At 34.0% G+C, this 19,860-nt stretch carries 17 protein-coding genes and 1 pseudogene; 6 read left to right on the top strand and 12 right to left on the bottom strand.

The features are described from left to right. The first annotated feature begins 7 nt into the window (after positions 1–7). Positions 8–280, top strand: coding sequence for a 30S ribosomal protein S15 (gene rpsO, locus ACICP1_RS05725; protein ID WP_007302237.1), 273 nt, complete (start codon positions 8–10; stop codon positions 278–280). A 14-nt stretch (positions 281–294) separates the two neighbouring features. Then, positions 295–2,565, top strand: a complete 2,271-nt coding sequence (pnp, locus tag ACICP1_RS05720) for a polyribonucleotide nucleotidyltransferase (protein ID WP_395461268.1) — start codon at positions 295–297, stop codon at positions 2,563–2,565. 100 nt (positions 2,566–2,665) lie between these two features. On the opposite strand, the gene rpe is transcribed toward pnp, so the two are convergent. The 6 genes from rpe to ACICP1_RS05690 all read right to left on the bottom strand — a co-directional run bounded on the left by rpe (position 2,666) and on the right by ACICP1_RS05690 (position 9,763). Continuing rightward, complete coding sequence (gene rpe, locus ACICP1_RS05715; RefSeq protein WP_265014960.1) at positions 2,666–3,346, bottom strand: ribulose-phosphate 3-epimerase; 681 nt, start codon at positions 3,344–3,346, stop codon at positions 2,666–2,668. Positions 3,347–3,593: 247 nt separating this feature from the next. Beyond that, entirely contained in the window at positions 3,594–5,060 is a 1,467-nt protein-coding gene (locus ACICP1_RS05710; RefSeq protein WP_353281514.1) for an N-acetylmuramoyl-L-alanine amidase, read from the bottom strand. A gap of 74 nt (positions 5,061–5,134) precedes the next feature. Next, the gene (locus ACICP1_RS05705) at positions 5,135–5,962 is read right to left on the bottom strand and encodes an EndoU domain-containing protein (RefSeq protein WP_395461267.1); all 828 of its coding nucleotides are present in this window, start codon (positions 5,960–5,962) and stop codon (positions 5,135–5,137) included. Positions 5,963–6,011: 49 nt separating this feature from the next. After that, positions 6,012–7,199, bottom strand: coding sequence for a phosphoglycerate kinase (locus ACICP1_RS05700; RefSeq protein ID WP_395461313.1), 1,188 nt, complete (start codon positions 7,197–7,199; stop codon positions 6,012–6,014). Between the two features lie 79 nt (positions 7,200–7,278). Further along, positions 7,279–8,556: a serine hydroxymethyltransferase gene (glyA, locus tag ACICP1_RS05695; protein WP_264686822.1), complete on the bottom strand. Its 1,278-nt coding sequence runs from the start codon at positions 8,554–8,556 to the stop codon at positions 7,279–7,281. Beyond that, the gene (locus ACICP1_RS05690) at positions 8,528–9,763 is read right to left on the bottom strand and encodes an MFS transporter (protein ID WP_395461266.1); all 1,236 of its coding nucleotides are present in this window, start codon (positions 9,761–9,763) and stop codon (positions 8,528–8,530) included. Before ACICP1_RS05690 ends, glyA begins: the two co-directional genes overlap by 29 nt. Positions 9,764–10,151: 388 nt before the next feature. Here ACICP1_RS05690 and ACICP1_RS05685 point away from each other — a divergent pair, with 388 nt between their 5' ends. Then, positions 10,152–10,664: a hypothetical protein gene (locus tag ACICP1_RS05685; protein ID WP_264686820.1), complete on the top strand. Its 513-nt coding sequence runs from the start codon at positions 10,152–10,154 to the stop codon at positions 10,662–10,664. 16 nt (positions 10,665–10,680) lie between these two features. On the opposite strand, the gene ACICP1_RS05680 is transcribed toward ACICP1_RS05685, so the two are convergent. From ACICP1_RS05680 to hemE, 3 genes are all read right to left on the bottom strand, one after another. Then, entirely contained in the window at positions 10,681–10,998 is a 318-nt protein-coding gene (locus ACICP1_RS05680; RefSeq protein ID WP_010403511.1) for a DMT family transporter, read from the bottom strand. Positions 10,999–11,046: 48 nt separating this feature from the next. Then, complete coding sequence (locus tag ACICP1_RS05675) at positions 11,047–12,240, bottom strand: pyridoxal phosphate-dependent aminotransferase (protein ID WP_395461265.1); 1,194 nt, start codon at positions 12,238–12,240, stop codon at positions 11,047–11,049. A gap of 254 nt (positions 12,241–12,494) precedes the next feature. After that, a complete protein-coding gene (hemE, locus tag ACICP1_RS05670; protein WP_264375167.1) occupies positions 12,495–13,511 on the bottom strand; it encodes a uroporphyrinogen decarboxylase in 1,017 nt (338 codons plus the stop codon). A gap of 404 nt (positions 13,512–13,915) precedes the next feature. On the opposite strand from hemE, the gene ACICP1_RS05665 reads away from it, so the two are divergent. After that, positions 13,916–14,734 carry a transporter associated domain-containing protein gene (locus ACICP1_RS05665; protein WP_010403535.1) on the top strand — a complete coding sequence of 273 codons (819 nt, stop codon included), beginning with the start codon at positions 13,916–13,918 and terminating at the stop codon, positions 14,732–14,734. A gap of 239 nt (positions 14,735–14,973) precedes the next feature. On the opposite strand, the pseudogene ACICP1_RS05660 reads toward ACICP1_RS05665, so the two are convergent. The 3 genes and pseudogenes from ACICP1_RS05660 to ACICP1_RS05650 all read right to left on the bottom strand — a co-directional run bounded on the left by ACICP1_RS05660 (position 14,974) and on the right by ACICP1_RS05650 (position 17,174). Next, a pseudogene (locus ACICP1_RS05660) lies at positions 14,974–16,165 on the bottom strand (IS256 family transposase). A 245-nt stretch (positions 16,166–16,410) separates the two neighbouring features. Then, positions 16,411–16,866: an outer membrane lipid asymmetry maintenance protein MlaD gene (mlaD, locus tag ACICP1_RS05655; protein WP_395461264.1), complete on the bottom strand. Its 456-nt coding sequence runs from the start codon at positions 16,864–16,866 to the stop codon at positions 16,411–16,413. A 2-nt stretch (positions 16,867–16,868) separates the two neighbouring features. Further along, positions 16,869–17,174, bottom strand: coding sequence for an NADH-ubiquinone oxidoreductase subunit NDUFA12 family protein (locus tag ACICP1_RS05650; RefSeq protein WP_010404196.1), 306 nt, complete (start codon positions 17,172–17,174; stop codon positions 16,869–16,871). Between the two features lie 64 nt (positions 17,175–17,238). Between ACICP1_RS05650 and ACICP1_RS05645 the strand changes: the two genes are divergently transcribed. Further along, a complete protein-coding gene (locus ACICP1_RS05645; protein WP_265041844.1) occupies positions 17,239–18,687 on the top strand; it encodes a proton-conducting transporter membrane subunit in 1,449 nt (482 codons plus the stop codon). 45 nt (positions 18,688–18,732) lie between these two features. Continuing rightward, positions 18,733–19,836, top strand: a complete 1,104-nt coding sequence (gene rodA, locus ACICP1_RS05640) for a rod shape-determining protein RodA (RefSeq protein WP_395461263.1) — start codon at positions 18,733–18,735, stop codon at positions 19,834–19,836. Positions 19,837–19,860: the final 24 nt, after the last annotated feature.

The raw sequence follows: 19,860 nt of genomic DNA, 5'->3' as shown, positions 1-19,860 counted from the left end.
GGTTTAGATGTCAATAACATCCCAAAAGAAAAAAAGTTTGATTAGTACATATGCAATTAAAGAAGATGATACAGGTTCATCTTTTGTACAGTGTGCAATTTTAACCGAGAGGATCAGTAATTTAACTGAGCATTTTAAAGCGCATAAGCATGACCATAATTCTAAGCGCGGTTTACTTATATTGATAGGTAGAAGGCGCAAGCACTTAAATTATATAAAACGTAAATTTGGTAATGAAGCCTATCAAGAGTTAATAGAGAAGTTAGGCATTAGAAAATAATCGAGGAATTTTGTATGTTTGAAATTATAAAAAAATCTATAGATTGGGAGGGGCGTACCTTATCTTTAGAAACTGGGAAAATAGCACGTCAAGCTGATGGTTCAGTAGTTGTAAATTATGGAGATACTTCTATCTTAGTCACTGTTGTACGAAAAAAGAAGGAAGAAAGTGTTGATTTTCTCCCTTTAAATGTGCAGTTTATTGCAAAAAGTTATGCCATGGGTAAGATTCCTGGTGGTTTTTTTAAAAGAGAAGGAAAACCATCTGATAGAGAAACTTTAATTTCAAGAGTAATAGACAGAAGTATAAGGCCGTTATTTCCTGAAGGTTTTCATGATGAAATTAGTGTAGTATGTAATCTGTTAACTTACGATACGGTCAATTCTCCTGAAGTACCAGCATTGATAGGTACCGTCGCAGCTCTTGCAATTTCTGGTGTTCCTTTCCACTTTACTATAGCTGGAGTCATGGTCGGTTGTGATGAAAATAACAATTATGTACTCAATCCTTCCGTTCAAGAGATGAAAGCAAGCAACTTGGATCTGTTTTTGTCTGGTGATGAAAATTCGATCTTAATGGTCGAATCGGAAGTCAAAGAGCTCTCTGAAGAAAATGTTTTGAGTGCAATAAAATTCGGCCATGAACATCTTCAACCTGTTATTAAGCTTATAAAAGAATTTGCTGATACAGTAGGCAATAAACCTGAAAGCTTTGCTCCTATTGATATATCAGATATAACTCAAGAACTTGAAAAATATCGAAAAGACTTTGAAGAAGCATATTCAAAAACAGTAAAACAAGAGCGAGTTCAAGCTCTAGAAGTAGTCAGGAATAATATATTGAATACTCTTAAAGAGGCTGGAAAAGACGAAAAGTTAATTACTTATGCAGTAAAAAGCTTTGAAAGATCTTTAGTGCGTGAAATGATTAGAAGGAAAAGTGTGAGGATAGACAGCCGTAAGTATGATGAAATACGCCAGATAGAAATTGAGGCTGACATTCTACCCAAGACTCACGGTTCTGCGCTATTTACAAGGGGTACCACTCAGGCACTAGTTGTTACTGCTCTTGGTACTACACAAGACGAGCAAATTGTGGATGACATTGAAGGGGATAGACGTGAACATTTTATGTTGCATTATAATTTTCCTCCATTTGCTGTTGGAGAGGCTTCTGCTATACGCGCACCAGGAAGGAGAGAAATTGGTCATGGTAAACTTGCTTGGAAAGCAATTCATCCTGTTTTACCTGATAAATCTGAATTTCCTTATACAATAAGGGTAGTATCTGAGATTATGGAATCTGATGGTTCTTCTTCTATGGCAACAGTTTGTGGAACTTCCATTGCATTAATGGATACAGGTGTGCCAATAAAGGCTCCCGTTGCAGGAATTGCTATGGGTCTCATCAAAGACAAAAATGAGCATATAATACTTTCTGATATACTGGGCGATGAAGACTATCTTGGTGATATGGACTTCAAAGTAGCAGGAACTAGCGAAGGGATTACAGCACTGCAGATGGATATGAAAATTCCTGGTATAAGCTTTGAAATTGTTGAAAAATCTTTAGAACAAGCAAAAGTCGGAAGATTACATATCTTAGAAAAAATGAATGCAGTAATTTCAGAACATCGTAAGGATATAAAAGATCATGTACCAAGAGTGTTATCGTTTTATATAGATAAAGATAAAATTTCTGCAGCTATTGGTGCTAAAGGAAAAAATATACGCAGTGTATGTGAAAGAAGTAATGCAAAAATTGAAATAGGGGATGACGGTAAAGTTTCTGTTTTTGCCATTAGTAGTACTGAAGCTGAAGCTGCAAAGAATATGATGATTGATTCAATAACAGAGCTAGAACAAGGTTCTATAATTGATGCTAAAGTTGTAAAGATAGAGAAGTCTATTGTAGAGCTAGAACTTCTTAATGGAAGAAAAGGAAAAATGCATATAAGCGAGGTAGCTAATCAACATGTAGAGTCCATTGAGGATATACTTAAACAGGGTGATACCTTCAAAGCTTTGATAATTGACTTTGAAAAAGGTGGATGTCCAAAATTATCAAGACGTCGTGTTGATCAAGAAACAGGTGAATTTTTTGAAGGTAAGCTTTACAATGAAGAAAGGAGAGATGGTTTAAATAATAGGGATAATTATTATAACAACTCGTTTAATAAAAAACCTGGAGATAATTATCATAGTAATAGACCTACTCGTTCTGGTTTTAGTAATAGAAACAGACCAAAATTTGGTAATAATGACTCATCATCAGGTTTCTATTGAGGTTGAACTTACTTTCTATTATCTCAGTGTCGAAGCACTGGGATAATAGGAATTTTTAAAACTGACAAGATAACAAAAATGGTTTGTGTTATCTGTAGGGTTATAACGAAAGATTTTTAAGATCGTTTATAGCCTTTTTCATGTCCTCAGCTTTAAATATTGCTGATCCAGCAACTAATATATTTGCACCTGCTTTTATTATATCAGCTGCGTTAGAAAAGTTAACTCCACCATCTACTGAAACTTGTGTTTTAAGATTACGGTCCTGTATCATTTTCCTCACGGTAGATATCTTACTCAACTGCGAATGAATAAACTCCTGTCCTCCAAATCCAGGATTGACTGTCATAATTAGTACAATATCTAGCTCATGTATTATATATTCAAGCACGCTTGGAGAAGTTGAAGGAACAATTGAAACTCCAACTTGTATTGTTTTTTTTGTATGATTTATGTCTTTGTATGATTTTATCTTTCTTACTAGCCTCTCAAGATGTATCTCTGCTTCTGCATGTATAGTGATAATATCAGCACCAGCATTTATAAAACTTTCAATATGGTTACCAGGAGATTTAATCATTAAGTGTACATCAAAAGGAAGATTGCTATATTTACGTATCGCAGAGATAACATTCGGACCTATTGTAATATTTGGAACAAAATTTCCATCCATAACGTCTATGTGTATATAATCTACATTCAAGTCGCTAATTCTTTTTACTTCCTCTCCTAATTTTGCAAAGTCTGCTGAAAGTATAGAAGGTGCAATTTTTATACCCATGGGTTACTTTCTACCAAAAATAAAAAAGTAACTTATTTTTTAAACTCTGTCATCCCAATACCACATGAGTCTCATTTAGAAATTTTTTTATATCCTACGTGTAATTGCAACCTTTGAATTATCTTGTTCAGGTTGAACCATAAATAGTTTTCACCACAAAAAATTGTTAGCATAAGTAAAAAAACGTAGTGCTTGTAATTCATCCAATATTTTCCTCTGCCCATACATCTGGCCATTGTAATACTCATTAGACTTCTTTCTTCGCCTTTTCTAAATATTCCAACACAGTTTCATGCAGCGCAGTCCAAGACATTTTCTTTTCCATATTCGGTATAAATTTTTGTTTCCAAGTGTCCTTAAATTCTTGAAACCACTGCTTCTCAAAGTTTTGGAAATCAGATAAAACTTCTGACCTAAACCCATTAATTAAATTCGAGACTTCTATAGCCTTTTCAGGGCTTATAGACTTAAAAGACAATATTTCATTCTTTAAAACATCTAGCTTCTCAAATGAATTAAGCTTAAATGGAATATAAAGCGAGGATCTTATATTATACCTTAGATAAGAGTCGTAATATAGCTTAATCTTGTACATGAGCGTAGCAAATGCACTAGAAGAAATATTATTTTCATATTCTGCAAGAGAAGATAATAAACGCTTGTAATCCTCTTCATTCAAAAATGGTGGTTGTAAACTTGATTCAATTTTATTATTAAAAGATGTGAATCTGTTGAAAATACAATTGCCATATTCACTTAAAAATTCAGGCAAAATATCTTCCTGTTCTAATTTTAGAGGCAAGTCTTTTCTAATCTCTTTCGGCAAATGATGCATTGAAAACTGATTAATAACCCACGCAAAATTCTCATCAAACTCATTTGAGTAATCAGCATTATTGTCAGCGTTACCTTCTTTATCATTCCAAGGCAGTATTTTATAAAAAAAATTGTTCAACCTTTTTTTTAATTTCAAAATACTTTCACTCTTATCGCCTACCTTATATAAAACCTCTTCTACTTTTTGTCTTGCGTCTTGAGAACTGATTCTATCACCTATATGCAGTCCAATGCCATTTCTCTCCAATAACTCCCAATCAAACAACTTATGTGGGTCAGGTTTACGCATTGCGTAGCCTTCAATGGCTGAGTTATATACTATAGTACCTATTTCAGCGTGACTAAATATCATATCTTTTCTAATCTTAAAGCGCTTCATGAGGTACAAAATCAGATCTTTGACAGATTTCATTTGCTCTTCTGGAAAAGGCTCAAGCCCTGTGTTTACAATCTCTATACCCATAGAATAATCATTCAGTTTTCGTAGCTCTTCAACCACATTATCTACTTGAACTTTCGCATAACTTATACCAGCATGCCATGCTCGTTTTTCGAGTGGAACCATCAGAGTAATGCTACCATCCCTATCAACAATAAGCTGTACTGATATACCTGAAGAATTTAATGCGCATTTTGTGCTTTTTAATGTTGGAGATTCGGTATGATGCACTACCACCATCAACACTTTTTTGCTTTCTCTATCATCATAATTTGAACTTGGTGCAGGATCTAAAAATATTGGATTCTTTAATGATGTTTTCAAATCTTGAAAATCGTTCTCGATATCAATTAAGCAAGATTGCTGTCCATATACAAGAGGCGCTACAAGCAGCAACAGAAATAAAACAGACAAACATTTTTTTACTATAAGTCTCATGCAGCTTTACAAATTGCCCACAATATAACTAAATTAACATAATACGCATAAAATGTTTACTTTTTTTCAGCTAATCAAGGCTTGCTACAGCTACAATTAGTACTTTTATCATTACATTTTGGTGTTAAGTCAGGATAGAACGTAAGTATAGCGTCATTCTTTCTCACAAACACTGATTGATAATTGGCATCTTCCATTTTATACAGACACATTCCATCTTTTCCCAATTCCTTAAACGCCTTAGTTGCAGAAACTAAAATATCATCAGCATGAAGGTTATGTGCATACCCATTTGGGCACTTAACTTTTACTTCTCCACCCTTACCTAAGTATTTCATTCCAAACGTGTAAACAGGTGGCTTAATATCTAATTTATTGCACAGAGATTTATTACCCCAAATTGCACCCGCCCACTTATTTTCTTGAGCCTCAACATATCTACCTACAAAATGCATACCACCAAGTCCCAATCTATCTGGTTCACCACAAAAAATATGTCCAAATCCTATAGTTTCTTTCTCAACTCCGCTATTTGTAAACCAAATCTTAGTCAATTCATCTTTAAATAACCCCAAGCCTGCATTTGGTGTAGCCACTTGATGATCGAGCTTATCGTATATCCTTTTCACCACTTCTTGATGCTGCGGACAATCGAGCAAAATTCTAAAATCTTCTTCATCAGGGTGTACTCCCCAATCTCCACAAACCCTTAATACTCCTCTATCAAAATCAGTCAGCTCTGGAAGTGGTGGAATATAATCTGGATCTGAAGAATCTGTTTTGAAAAACGGCTCAAAGCCAATTTGTGAATTTGCATCATTGAGATAATGCTCCTTAATGTAAAAAACAAATCCTATTACTGGTATTATTAAGCACAAGATTAACTTAGCTATTTTCGACATAATCATATTCATAAAGAAGCTAGGGTATAAGCAACAACTTAAAAAAGTTTTAATCTAATGTTGATCGCAGTCCTGGCATCTCATCACCACTTAGCCAACTTAAAAACGCTCCCCCACCAGTTGAAATATATGTAAAATCTTTATCGGCAAGACCTGCAGCATTTACTGCAGATAGGCTATCTCCTCCCCCTATTACACTGGTTAATTTTCCTTCGTGTGTCAAATCACTTACTACTCTCATCACCTCTACTGTACCATTTGCAAAAGCTGAATGTTCAAAAACACCAATAGGTCCGTTCCACAGCAGAGTTTTACTGCTTGCTATTATACCGCTTATTGTGCTTAAAGTTTGAGGTCCGATATCTAAAATTATATCATCATCCAAAACGGATTCGGTTTTTCTTAAAACGCCAGTGCTATAATCAGAATTTACTGCAACCAAAACGTCTTCTGGCACAACTATTTTGCAATTGTTTTTATTTGCCGTCTCAACAATATCGTGCAGAAGATCATCAACGCCATTTTGAAAAAAAGACTTGCCTATATTAACTTTATTAAATAACAAAAAATTATTAGCAATTGCGCCGCCCAGAATAAGGTAATCAACCTTTTCTGCTAGCTTTATAAGCATTTTTATTTTAGTTGATATTTTAGCTCCACCAACTATCGCAGTAATAGGTTTAGCGTCAAACGATATAGCTTGCTCAAGATACTTTAGCTCATCTTGCAAGCAAAATCCTGCATAAGAAGGTAAAAATTCCGTAATGCGTGAAATAGAAGCGTGAGCTCTGTGAGAGCAAGAAAACGCATCATTTATATATATATCTGCTAGAGATGCTAATTGTTTAGCAAAATTTGAATCATTCTGCTCTTCTTCTTTATAAAACCTCAGATTCTCTAGTAATATTATATCTCCTTCATCCATCGCATTTATTGCTCTTTGTACTCTCTCACCAATACAATCATCAATAAATTTCACTTCTTTGCTTAGCAGCCGCGATAAAGTTTCAACTACGTTTTTTAGCGATAAGTTACTGTCTTTGGCTTTTGGACGCCCAAAATGTGAGATAACAATAACTTTTGCACCCGCATTTGCCAAATACTGAATGGTAGGTAGCGCTCTCAAAATACGAGTGGCATCACAAATTCTTCCATTTTTTATAGGAACATTGAAGTCAACCCTGAGCAGAACATTTTTATTGTGAAAATCACAACTCTCTATGCTAGGTACATTTATCATAAAATTAAAGAGCTATAAAATCACTATACAATAGTTTAATCCAAAGTAAAGGAAGGAAATTCCAATGCTAAATAAATTAATAAATAGGAAAATTACTACAAATACTTTCAACTTTATTTTTCACTGCTTTTTCAACATCAGGGCTATTTCCATCAATTAATCCCTGAATGATTTCATTTATCAGATCAGCTATCTCTTTAAAATCTTTTTTCTCAAGTCCGCGTGTTGTCTCAGCAGCGGTACCAAAACGGAGCCCTGAAGTAATGGTTGGTTTTTCTGTGTCAAACGGCACGGAGTTTTTATTGCAGGTAATGCCAGCTCTTTCAAGGCTATTCACAACGTCTTTTCCAGTCAATTTCCGTGATCTTAAATCAACTAGCACTATATGAGAGTCAGTGCCACCGGTTATAATGTTCAGCCCATGCCCTTGCAGCGCTTGAGCTAACACTTTCGCATTTTCCACAACTTTTTTACTATAAGTTTTAAACTCTGGCGCTAATGCTTCCTTAAATGCAACAGCTTTTGCAGCTATCACATGCATAAGTGGCCCACCTTGCAATCCTGGAAAAACTGCAGACTGAATTTTTTTATGTAACGCTTCATCATTTGTCATTACCACTCCACCACGAGGACCACGTAGAGTCTTGTGAGTTGTAGAAGTTATAATATGCGCATATTTGGCAGGTGATGGGTAACAACCTGCAGCAATAAGCCCTGAATAGTGAGCAATATCTGCAAGCAGATATGCACCAACTTTATTCGCAATTTCACGAAAGCGCTCGAAATCTATTTTTCTTGGATAAGCAGAAGCACCAGCAATAATTAATTTTGGTTTATGCTCCAGCGCTAGCCTTTCCACCTCATCCATATCAAGCAGGTAAGTGTCTCTATTAACTGTATACTGAATCGACTTAAACCACTTACCAGAAAGGTTTGGTGCTGCACCATGAGTTAAATGTCCACCGCAGTTCAGTGACAATCCAAGTATTGTATCACCCGGAGCAAGCAGTGAAGCAAACACTGCTTGATTTGCCTGAGAACCAGAATGAGGTTGAACATTTGCAAATTTAACACCAAATAGCTTACAAAGCCTTTCTATAGCCAGATTTTCAACTTCATCTACATACTCACAGCCACAGTAATATCTTTTACCAGGATAACCTTCTGCATATTTATTAGTCAGAAAAGAACCCTGTACTTCCATCACTGCTTTACTTGCAAAATTCTCCGATGCAATCAATTGCAACTGCGATCTTTGACGCTGCAGTTCCTTCTCTATAGAGAGATAAACTTCATTATCAAAAGACTTTAAATTATTTTCAGAGTTACAAATCCTTTCTGAAGCAATTGTCATAAGACCTTTTCCTTAACCACATAAATCCAAAAACAGCCAAAAGCAGACATACAGGAATAATTGATATTGCTTTTACCAGCAAATCAGTACCATACAAAGGATTTCCTTGTATTACCGTTCCATTCCAACATAAGTCTATTATTTTTGCAATTCCAGTATGAAAAAAATAGCCAAAAACCATAACTATCATGTTTGATACAGCTGTGGCCAAGCCTACCAAGTTATTGTTTACATAACTTATTGCCTTGTAAATAGTAATTACCTGATACCCAGATGCAAAGCCGATAACAAGAAGTGTAGGTAATGCAATATATAAACCGCCAACTTGTGTAAAAAGCAAAAGAAAGCTAGCGATCATTGCAAAAGAACACGCAATAATCACCTCGTAATGTTTGTCTGGATACTTCTCCAGTAAATAAGCGAGAAAGAATGATCCAGCCCCCATGCCTATGAACATGAGAGAGGAAAGTGAAGATGCCAAATCTCCGGTCATTTGATATGCTTCACATAAGAACGCTTTTGCCCAACCATCAGCAAAACCTTCTAGTGGCCCAACCATCAAGCCCCCAAAAAAGCTGATTAGAATGATATGTTTATTTAAAAATACAGTTTTTAAATCTTGAAGTATGTTGTCATTTCTACTCTCCTCTATGTTACTGTTTGGCGTTATTAAAAGCAATAGCAGAGCAAGTAAACAACCAAATGCTGAGAAAGTGTATATAACATAATTCCAACCAAATTTATTGAGCAAAAAGTCTAGAGGTAATCCACCATAAATAGCTCCCAGTAACCCTATTATTATAGATAAACTAGCCATCCTTGCTGATTTTTCTTGTGAGAAATACATACTTGCAACTTTAAAGAGCCCAATTGCCGAAGCAGATGACCCAACTCCAACAATCATTCTACCAAGTATTGAGTAATACCACTCATCAAAGCATATTAGTGGTAATGTCCCAGCAAACGTTAAGACAATACATGCAGGCAAAACAAACTTTGGCCCAAATCTATCAAGGGCAAGACCAACAGGTATGTGAGCAAGCGTATAGCCTATATAATATAGCCCACCAAATTGACCAACATCTGTAATACTTATGTTAAATTTCGTTATTAATTCAGGCGCGATTATATTTGGAATTACACGTAATATATACTGGTATGCATAAAATAGTGATGCTAGCAACCATATGAAAAAGTTTCTCTGCAATCCTAATATTACCTAAAAAACAGAATTATAGGTATTTTATCATCAAGGAGCAACACTTTTGTAAATAGTTACTCTAATCCGAGTATCTTTCTTAAAAGAGACCTTTTAGCATATCTATAACTGGTTCATGGATAAGGTATATGAAAAAAATTATACCACAGATGATAAGGATTTTTATAATTTTACCCTTGTTCATCTTAAGCTTTATTTTTTTTACTATAAGTTTTAGTTTTGTTACAAAATTCATTTTACTTACGCTTTTATTTCGTGATACCGATTATACTTTAAATAATATAATTTTTAATGAAATTCAGTATCAGAAACGCTGTAGTTAACTAAATATTAACCTTTTTGTGTGTAAAATATAATATAAAAGCAAGGTGAGTGAATGAACATAGGTACAATAGACAATACGCTACAAAACTACATAACAAAATACATTGAACAAACATTTGCCGCACACACAGGCAATAGATACGACAAGTTATACAGGGAACTTTTAAGTAGCGCAGAAGAAATAATAAAACTTACTGTAAACGAAGCAAAACAATATGATAAAAGCCTAGAAGAACTACATAACAATTCAATATTTCACGATAAGAAATTTATTCAAGCTGTTGCTAAACACCAGATATTAGAATTTCTGAATACTCATCCAAAGAAGAAAGAAATCGTTGCAGAATTTAAAAATGAACATCATATCAACGAAAGCGATTTAAAAATTTTAAATGAAGGAAAAGATTTAGTGAATAAAATAAACGACATTAACTTAACTCAACAAAATGAGAAAAATGAAATATTGAACATTAGAAAGGTACTTTCTAAATCAATAGGAATGCCCTCTTCGAGAACTGAAAAATCCAAAGCAACTTTAGTAGAAAGTCCTGAGGTGGTAAAATAGACGTACTTAACTTTTCCTAATTGGAAAATACTTTTAATCCTATGATACCCAGCACTACCAAAGCAAGGGAAAATAAACGCCCAAAATTTACTGGGTCATTAAAAAACATTATTCCTATTATCGCTGCACCTATAGAGCCTATACCAGTCCAAACTGCATAAGATGTTCCAAGAGGAATAGACTTCATTGCTAACGATAGCCAGTAAAGACTCACAGAACCGCTAACTAAAATAATTACTACAGGTATAACACGAGTAAAGCCATTGCTATATTTCAGTGCTGTGGTCCATATTATTTCAACCAAACCAGCTAATAGCAAATACACCCAAGCCATAAATCAACTCTATCTTACTGAAATATTATATATAGGAATATTAAAAAGTTAACTTAGCATTTCGCATGCTTTAGTAATACTATCACATCCAATTTCTAATTGTTCCTGAGAGGTTGAATAAGAAATTCTGATAAAATTTTTCAGACCAAATGCAATTCCTGGAACAACAGCAACTAAATGATCTTCTAATAAATATTCGGCAAAATCAAGATCACTATTTATTACTTTATCCCTTTTCGTACTCTTACCCAATAAACCTTCACATGAGACAAACAAATAGAATGCACCCTGCGGAATAGATACTGACAATCCTGAAGCAGAATTTAGCTTTTTTACTACAAAATCTCTACGATCCTTAAAGATTTTTGTTCTTTCTTTCAAAAAACTATGATCACCGTTTAACGCTTCAACTGCTGCTGCTTGTGCTATTGAATTTGGGTTAGAAGTACTTTGAGACTGCAGTGTAGAAATAGCTTTTACTATATCACTCCTACCTGCAATATAACCTATTCTCCAGCCAGTCATTGCATAGGCTTTTGATACTCCATTGACCACAAAAACCCTATCGTAAAGCTTTGGCTCAACCTGAGCAATGGTAAAAAACTTTTCATCGTATACTATGTGCTCATAAATATCATCTGTAACAATATTTACATGTGGATATTCAAGCAATACTTGCGCTATGCTTTTCAATTCATCATATGTATAGACAATTCCTGCTGGATTGTTCGGTGAATTAAGAATTAACCATTTAGTTTTCTTAGTTATCTTGCTCTTCAGTAATTCTGGTGTCAGCTTAAAGTTTTGCTTGCACTCTACAACAACTGGCAGTCCGCCAAAAAGATTTACCATATCAACATACGAAACCCAATAAGGAGCTGGTATTATAGCCTCATCTCCAGGGTCAATTGTTGCCATAAATAAGTTGAATAACACCTGCTTAGCGCCTGCGCCGACACAAATTTGGTTCAGTGTATATTCTAGATTGTTATCCCTTTTTAACTTATTGATTATCGCCTCTTTAAGCTCATGCGTTCCATCAACAGCAGTATATTTAGTTTTGCCTTCATTTATCGATTGAATAGCTGCCTTTTTTATATGATCTGGAGTGTCAAAATCCGGCTCTCCCGCAGCTAAAATGCAAATTTTCTTTCCTTCGCTTTTTAATCTGTTTGCCTTATCGGTCACAGCAATTGTAGGCGACGGTTTTATCAGAGACATCCTCTTTGCAAGGTCTGACATAATCTCACTAAAGTTAAATAAAAATGATAAACTCTACACAACAAAAAAGCTAGAAATTTTATTATTTTACATAAAGGTTGGTATTTTTGTATTCTTAAATATAGATATTAAAAAGCTTAATAAATTGAAAAAGGCAAATAAATCCCTGTATAGCGAGTTTTAATAATGTAAATTGGCACTGTAATAATGTGCTAACGCTTAAAGTAAGAGCGATTTGGCTGACCACCCTCATAAAGGCTTTTCATACAAGAGTTTTAGTAGTTTCTTACTAGGTCCACTAATGCAGCAATATTTTCAACCGGAGTATCAGGAAGCACTCCATGTCCAAGATTAAATATAAAAGGTAACCCTCTAAAACAATCTATTATACGCTTTGCTTCTTCAATTGCTTCTGACTTATTGTAGGCCAAAAGACTAGGATTAAGGTTCCCTTGCAGAGGAATTTTTAGATTTTCTTTCGCCCATTCTATTGGAACATTATAATCTATACTTACTGCAGATACGCCTGTTTGTTCGCAGTAATCTGTATAAAGATTTTCAGCAGAGCGCGGAAAACCTATTATTGGAAAATTGGGAAATCTACTCTTTATTGCCGAAACAATTTCCTTTGTTGGCTTGATGATGTATCTTTCAAACAGTTTTTCCTTCAATACACCAGCATTGCTGTCAAATAACTGAATAACATCTGCTCCAAACTCTATCTGTTTGATCAGATAAATAATTGTCGCTTTCGTTATTTTGTTTATTATTTCCTCTAGTGCCAATGGACAGAAATTTAGCACCTTGGAAAAAGTTTTACTACCACCGCCCTCTATGATGTATGAACCTACCGTCCACGGCCCTCCAGCAAAGCCTATAAGCGATTTTTCTTCTGGCAACTGGCTTCTTACTTCTTTTATAGCATTTAGGATTGGTAATGTGTTAGATTCAATTCCTTGTAGACTCTTCAAGTCTTTAGCACTTTCTATAGGTCTTATTATTGGACCCACACCTCGAATAAAATTTACATTACAGCCTAAAATGTCAGCTATTATCAAAATATCAGAAAAAATTATCGCTGCATCCATGTTGAACCTTCTTATTGGTTGTAACGTTAACTCTGTTACCAAATCTGTGCTATAACATATCTCCATGAAATTATTCATGTTTTCCACTGCCTTCCGATACTCAGGAAGAGACCTACCAGCCTGACGCATTAACCAAATAGGAACTTTTTCATCTGACTCGTTCTGGCTGATGATTCTTGCTATTTTTGCTTTACTTCTTTTCAATCTACTTTATCTACTTTTTATTTAAACTAAAGTATAACAGTAGTAGTAGTTCTATCAATAAATTGTTATTAACTTAAAATTCAGTAAAAATTAGTATTACTTAGCTTGTGGATAAATATGTTAATAACTTCTCTATGCTATTGATTTTCCTTTATGATTTATGTGTATAAGTAAGATGTCTAGAATGTTAGTAATTTTCTTTTATGGAAAAAAGCTTTACTATCATGGATTGTTATATAATTATGTATATGTCATTGAAAAAATTGTTGATCAATTGTTAGTATTTTATGTCAACAAATAATTCACAAATTAATTTGACATTATTCACATGCTTATTAAACATTTAATAACAGTTTTCTTGATAGACCTTATCTAAAGATATTTTCACCATTAAAGGGAATAAATTGAATAAGAAAAGAACTTTAGTAGAAAAAATAGCATACAGAATTTTTCTCTTTCTCTTCAACAAAACTTCTGTGTTAAAAAAATGTGCGACTGAGTCATTAATGGGTGATCTGTCAGGTCTTGACATACTTAATAGTCTATTAAAATTCCGTGATTGTAGTATCATGGATATAATGACTCCACGTAAGGAGATATGTGCAGTAGACATTGAATCGAGCAAGGATGAGGTAATAAAGAAGGTGAAAAACACTTACCATGCTAAGATACCAACTTATATGAATAACTTTGACAACATAATAGGCTTTTTTTACGTAAAAGATATCATTTTCAATAAGAATAAAGATTTTAATCTGAGGAATATTATAAAAAATGTAATATTTGTCCCAGCCTCAATGAAAGCAACAAATCTTTTTGTTAAAATGAAATCTTCCAAGTCATATTTAGCTATTGTACTGGATGAATATGGCGGAACTGATGGTTTAATTTCGATAAATGATCTTATAGAAGAATTGATACCAAATATTGATAACGAGAATGAGGTAAATTCAGAACACACCATTACTGAATTATCTCAAAATAAGTTTGAAATATCGGCAAGGGCCCTTATAAAGGATATAGAGGAAAATCTAAAAATAGAGTTGTGTGAATCTGAAGAGCATTATGCCACACTTAGTGGTTTGGTTCTTTCAATTGCTGGTAAGGTACCTTCTGTAGATGAAGTTATAAGATATAAAAATGGTATAAAATTTATCATCAAGGATGCAAATGAACGATACATTAACAAAATAATACTAGACTTAAGTGATTACAAAAATTAAATTCAATATTTTTTAGTGAAAGGTACTTTATCTTGGAAGTAGGGGACATAGTAGCCAGGTATACAATTTAAACAATTTCTTAATATACAAAAGTTTGTAGTTCTATACGTTACTGTTTGATAATTAAGGTGGGAATAGTTTTATTGGTACAAAGTTATAAAAATTAGTTGTTTAAATATTTTTAGCGATCTGTAACTTTCAAAAAGGGAGTGTTAAATAAACTGTTTCAAACCGCATTTTTAATTCAACTCAATTTTTAACCTACAAGAAAAAAAGATATCAAGTTGAGAGATAGTTAAAGCCCAATCATGTATAGGCATAGCCCATTTTTCTCTTACCTTTTTTATAGCACAATATACCTGTTCATACAAGGCATTTGTGCTAGTAAATGAGCCCTTAGTTTTAGTAAATTTTCTGATCTGTCTATGTAGTCCCTCAATAGGATTTGTGGTATAAATTAACTTTCTTACAGGGCCAGAATATTTTAAATAACTAGACAAATTTTCCCAATTATTCTGCCAAAACCAACGGATATTTTTCTCCCCATTTTTCCTCTAGCTCAAGCAAATAATTTTCGGCAATTTCTCTACTTGCAGCACGGTATATTTTTTTCAAATCATTCATGAAAATTTTCACATCTTTGCTCGATGCATATTTCAGTGAATTTCTTATCTGATGTACAATACATAGTTGTATTTCTGCTTTAGGAAATACACTGTTTATTGCTTTAGGAAAGCTTTTTAGCCCATCTACACATACAATCAGGATATCTTCTACTCCTTTCTCTTTTAAGTCATTTAACATCCCTAGCCAAAAGTTAGCTCCCTCACTTTCTGCTATATAAAAGCCTAAAACTTCTTTCCTTTCATTCTGCTAATATATTCTACATATATTTACTTACGCAATGCCCGTCTTCTTTGACCTTAAAAAACCATAAACACTATTGGATACACTGATTGCAGTGGACGACTACGCCACTCATTTATTACAGGCAATAATTTATCAGTAATACTTGATATCTCCGCTACAGATATTTTATATCTCTTCTACATGCGACTCTATATCTCTATATACCATGCCACTGGCATATGTACTTAAAACCTTTGCTTCAAGTTCGGTTGTTTGCCTTTTTCTGACTACTTGTGGCTCAAAGCTTCCTTCCCTATCTCTTGGTGTCAATAACTCAAATGAACCTGCACTTGTCCGTAAAGTCTTTGAATTTCTTCAATTTCTTCGATTATTTTCTTCGCTTTTAGCCGACAAATGATTTTTTATTTCACCTTCCAGAATCGCTTCCAGTAGCCTTTTTACAAACGGTGTTAATGCACCATCTCTTTCCGTCAATGGTCTTCCTTCTCGTATAGACGATAAGATATTTGTTTCTAATTCTTTATAGTCTACCAAACCGGTAGTTCTGTTTGCTTGACTGATTGTCAAACCTCCATTTTTTGTTTCTATTTTATTTTTACTTCTCGGTTTGACACAGTTTATTTAACACTTCCCTAAGTACGTAAGAAAAAACACTCCTATACTGAAAGTACAAGCATTTGTTGAGATTATTAGGAATGTAAAACCTAGCAGAAATCTTGATAATTCAAACGCTGAACAACTTCAAGCTATTGATAGAAAAATCCCTTAATTGTACATAGGCCAAGTTGGCTTATGTGTTCTTATTCTCACTTTGTAAACATGCCAATAATTTTGTCCATTATTCCGCCCATATTTGCTTCAGCTTGAGTGTGTGCTATCTTACCACCGTGTGAAATTAATTTGGGATCTGCGCCAGGTGATATATTAACAAATTTACTACCAACAACTCCACTGCTAGTGATTAGGGCTGAGCTATCAACTGGGAGTTTTATATCCCTACTTATACACATGTCGATTCGTGCTATGTAGGTAGCTTTGTCGAGTGATACACCAGTTATGCTTCCGACTTCCACACCAGAGATCTTGACACTATCACCAACTCCTACACCGTTAGCATCAGTAAAAAGGCCATGTATTTTATAACAATCCTTATAGTTTTTCTTTATGTAAGATAATTGATCAATAGCGAAGAAGATAAGAAAAACAGTAAAAATTAATACAAATGAACCAGCAGTTATTTCAAGTATATTTGACCTTCGCATCTTTAGTTATTAGGATTCCAGCTTTCATAGTAATTTTTCACCTTTTGGTTTGGGTAGTATGCATCTTTTGTACCTGTTAAATTAGGAATTTTTCTTTTGTTATTATTCACTGGTACTGCATTATCAGTATAATGCAGCCATATATGCCATGCTGGAGGAATTGTTGTAGGCTCAGAAACATTGTCATATATTACCCATCTTTTTCCTTTACTTGATTCATAGTAAGAATTTCCGTTTTCGTCCCTTCCTATAAGTTCACCTTCTCTCCGCAATAGGCTCGTTACTGCATTATAAATTTTAGACAACATAAAGGTGTTAAAACAAAAAGTATTATATATACTAATACTTTAACGATGTATTAACAACAGTTTAATGCAATTACCAATTCTACAAGTTATTATACCAATAATTGCATCGATGTTCTGCTTTCTTACCAGGAAACATAGGGTGTCCTGGTTTATCTCTTTTTTTACAACGGCAGCTACTTTCTTTATTTCATTAATGTTGCTAGTGAAAACATACAATGGTGAAATTATAACTTATTATCTTGGAGATTGGGCTCCTCCATACGGAATAGAGTTGAGAATTGACATATTGAACTCCTTGATTCTAACTTTGGTGAATTTTATAGCGCTGATTAGTGTGCTTTATAGCTTTCATATTAATGAAAAAGAGATTAGCAAAAACAAAATCTCTGGTTTTTACTCTCTATTTCTACTGTGCCTAAGTGGATTACTCGGAATTTTAGTAACAAACGATATATTCAACCTTTATGTCTTTTTAGAAATTTCATCTCTTTCTTCTTATGTTTTAGTTTCAATGGGAAGGGATAAGAAAGCTTTAGTTGCAGCATTTGAATATCTAATTAGCGGTACTGTGGGAGCAACATTTTACTTGTTTGGCATTGGGCTTTTGTACTCTATGACAGGAACACTCAATATGTCTGACATGGCTGAAAGAATAGTACCATTATACGATAATAACATCATAAGACTTGGTACATTATTCATTTTTGTTGGTCTCTCAATCAAAATGGCACTGTTTCCACTCAGCAGATGGCTGGTTAACGCATATAGTGAAGCACCTAGCTTCATTAGCATATTTTTTTCAGGTACAGTAACCAAAGTGATGATATATGTTTTTATCAGAATCTTTTACACTGTTTTTCAGCAAAAATTTTTCTTACCACTAAGCACCGTGATGATCATCCTTGCGCTTTGTGCTGTTGTATTTGGATCAATATCTGCAATGATCGAAAAAGATATAAAAAGACTGTTTGCTCACTCCAGTATCAGTCAGATTGGCTATATAATTTTAATGCTGGGTTTAAATTCAAAAGCAGGTTTGTTTTCAGCAGTTCTTCACATAGTAAATCATAGCATGATAAAAACGTCTTTATTCATGACTGCAGGGTGTATTTCTTATAAGTTTGGTATGACAAAAATAGAAAATTTATCAGGACTAAAAAAGTCAATGCCCTATACAACACTTGCATTTACTCTACTTAGTTTCGCATTAATCGGTGTACCTTTGACAAATGGCTTTGTAAGTAAGTGGTATATGATGAAAGCAATTATCGAATCTCATGCATGGATTTCCCTTGCAGTTTTTGCTGCTGGCTCTTTTCTTGCACTAATATATATGTGGAGAATGGTTGAGAAAATATATTTTGAAAACAGTACAGCATCAAACGCTGGAATGACACTTAATGAGGTACCATTGCTTATGCTCTTTTGTCTATTATTTATGGCAATTTTAACGGTAATAACTGGGATATATAGTAGTCCAATTCGGTTGGTAATTAATAAATTTGCTTTTTGATTTTCTTATGTTTTATTGTATCTCAAAGTCTGTAAAGTTTTTGCTGTGGATAAGCTGAAGAAGATTCACTTATTATTAGTCATTAACGTAATAGCTCTGTTTTGCGTTGGCATTGTTGTGCAATATTCTTCTGCTGGAGGAAAGTGGGCTCCATTTGCAATTCACCAATTGGTCATATTCTCTTTCTTCTTTTTGCTTGCTATAGCTATGTCATTTATAGAGCTAGATTTTTATTTGAAGCACGCTTATTTTTTTTACATAGTAGCAGTAATTGCGCTGTTAGCAGTAAATTTTTTTGGCTCGCATATAATGGGTGCAACAAGATGGATAAGAATTGGGTCAATTAGTTTACAACCATCAGAATTTGTAAAAGTGGGCTTAATACTTGCACTTGCTTGTTATTTTAATAAACAAAGTGTGTATAAAATGATGAAATTTCAAAGCTTATTTAAGCCACTTATAATTATTTTCTTACCTGTATTCCTTGTATTGAAGCAACCTAATTTAGGAACAGCTGTAATAATATTGTTTATAGGAGCATCAATTATATTCACAGCAATAATGGAAAGATCTCATTTAATAATTTTTGGAACTCTTGGCATTTTCGCAATACCAGCTATTTGGCCTTTTTTGCGCCCTTATCACAAGCAAAGGATATTATCATTTTTGGATTCATTAGTAGATCCACTTGGAATAGGTTATAATGCACAGCAATCTCAAATAGCTATTGGTTCAGGAGGTTTGTTTGGTAAGGGATTTGTTAATGGGAGTCAAACTCAACTTGGATTTTTGCCAGAGAAACGCACAGATTTTGCTTTTGCGGTACTTAGTGAGGAATGGGGGTTCTTAGGCAGCATGACTTTGATTTTACTCTATACCACATTCCTCGCTATAATATTCTCTATCGCTTACAGGTCAAAAAATTATTTTTCTAAGTTAATATCTATCGGGGTTTTCGCCTTTTTTGGTGCTCATTTCTTTATAAACATTGGAATGACAATAGGCCTTTTACCTATAATAGGTGACCCACTTCCATTTCTATCCTATGGCGGAAGCACAACTGCTGCGAGCTTAATATGTATAGGATTGCTACTTAGTTCCGTGGCATCTATAAAGGACTTAAAGCTAAGTTTCCGATTTCACCCATAGAAAGAGCTTAGACAACCATCACTC

Origin of the sequence: Wolbachia endosymbiont (group B) of Ablattaria laevigata, assembly GCF_964277395.1 — a bacterium.
Taxonomy (GTDB): Bacteria; Pseudomonadota; Alphaproteobacteria; order Rickettsiales; family Anaplasmataceae; genus Wolbachia.
This window is presented reverse-complemented; position numbering and strand designations above follow the sequence as displayed.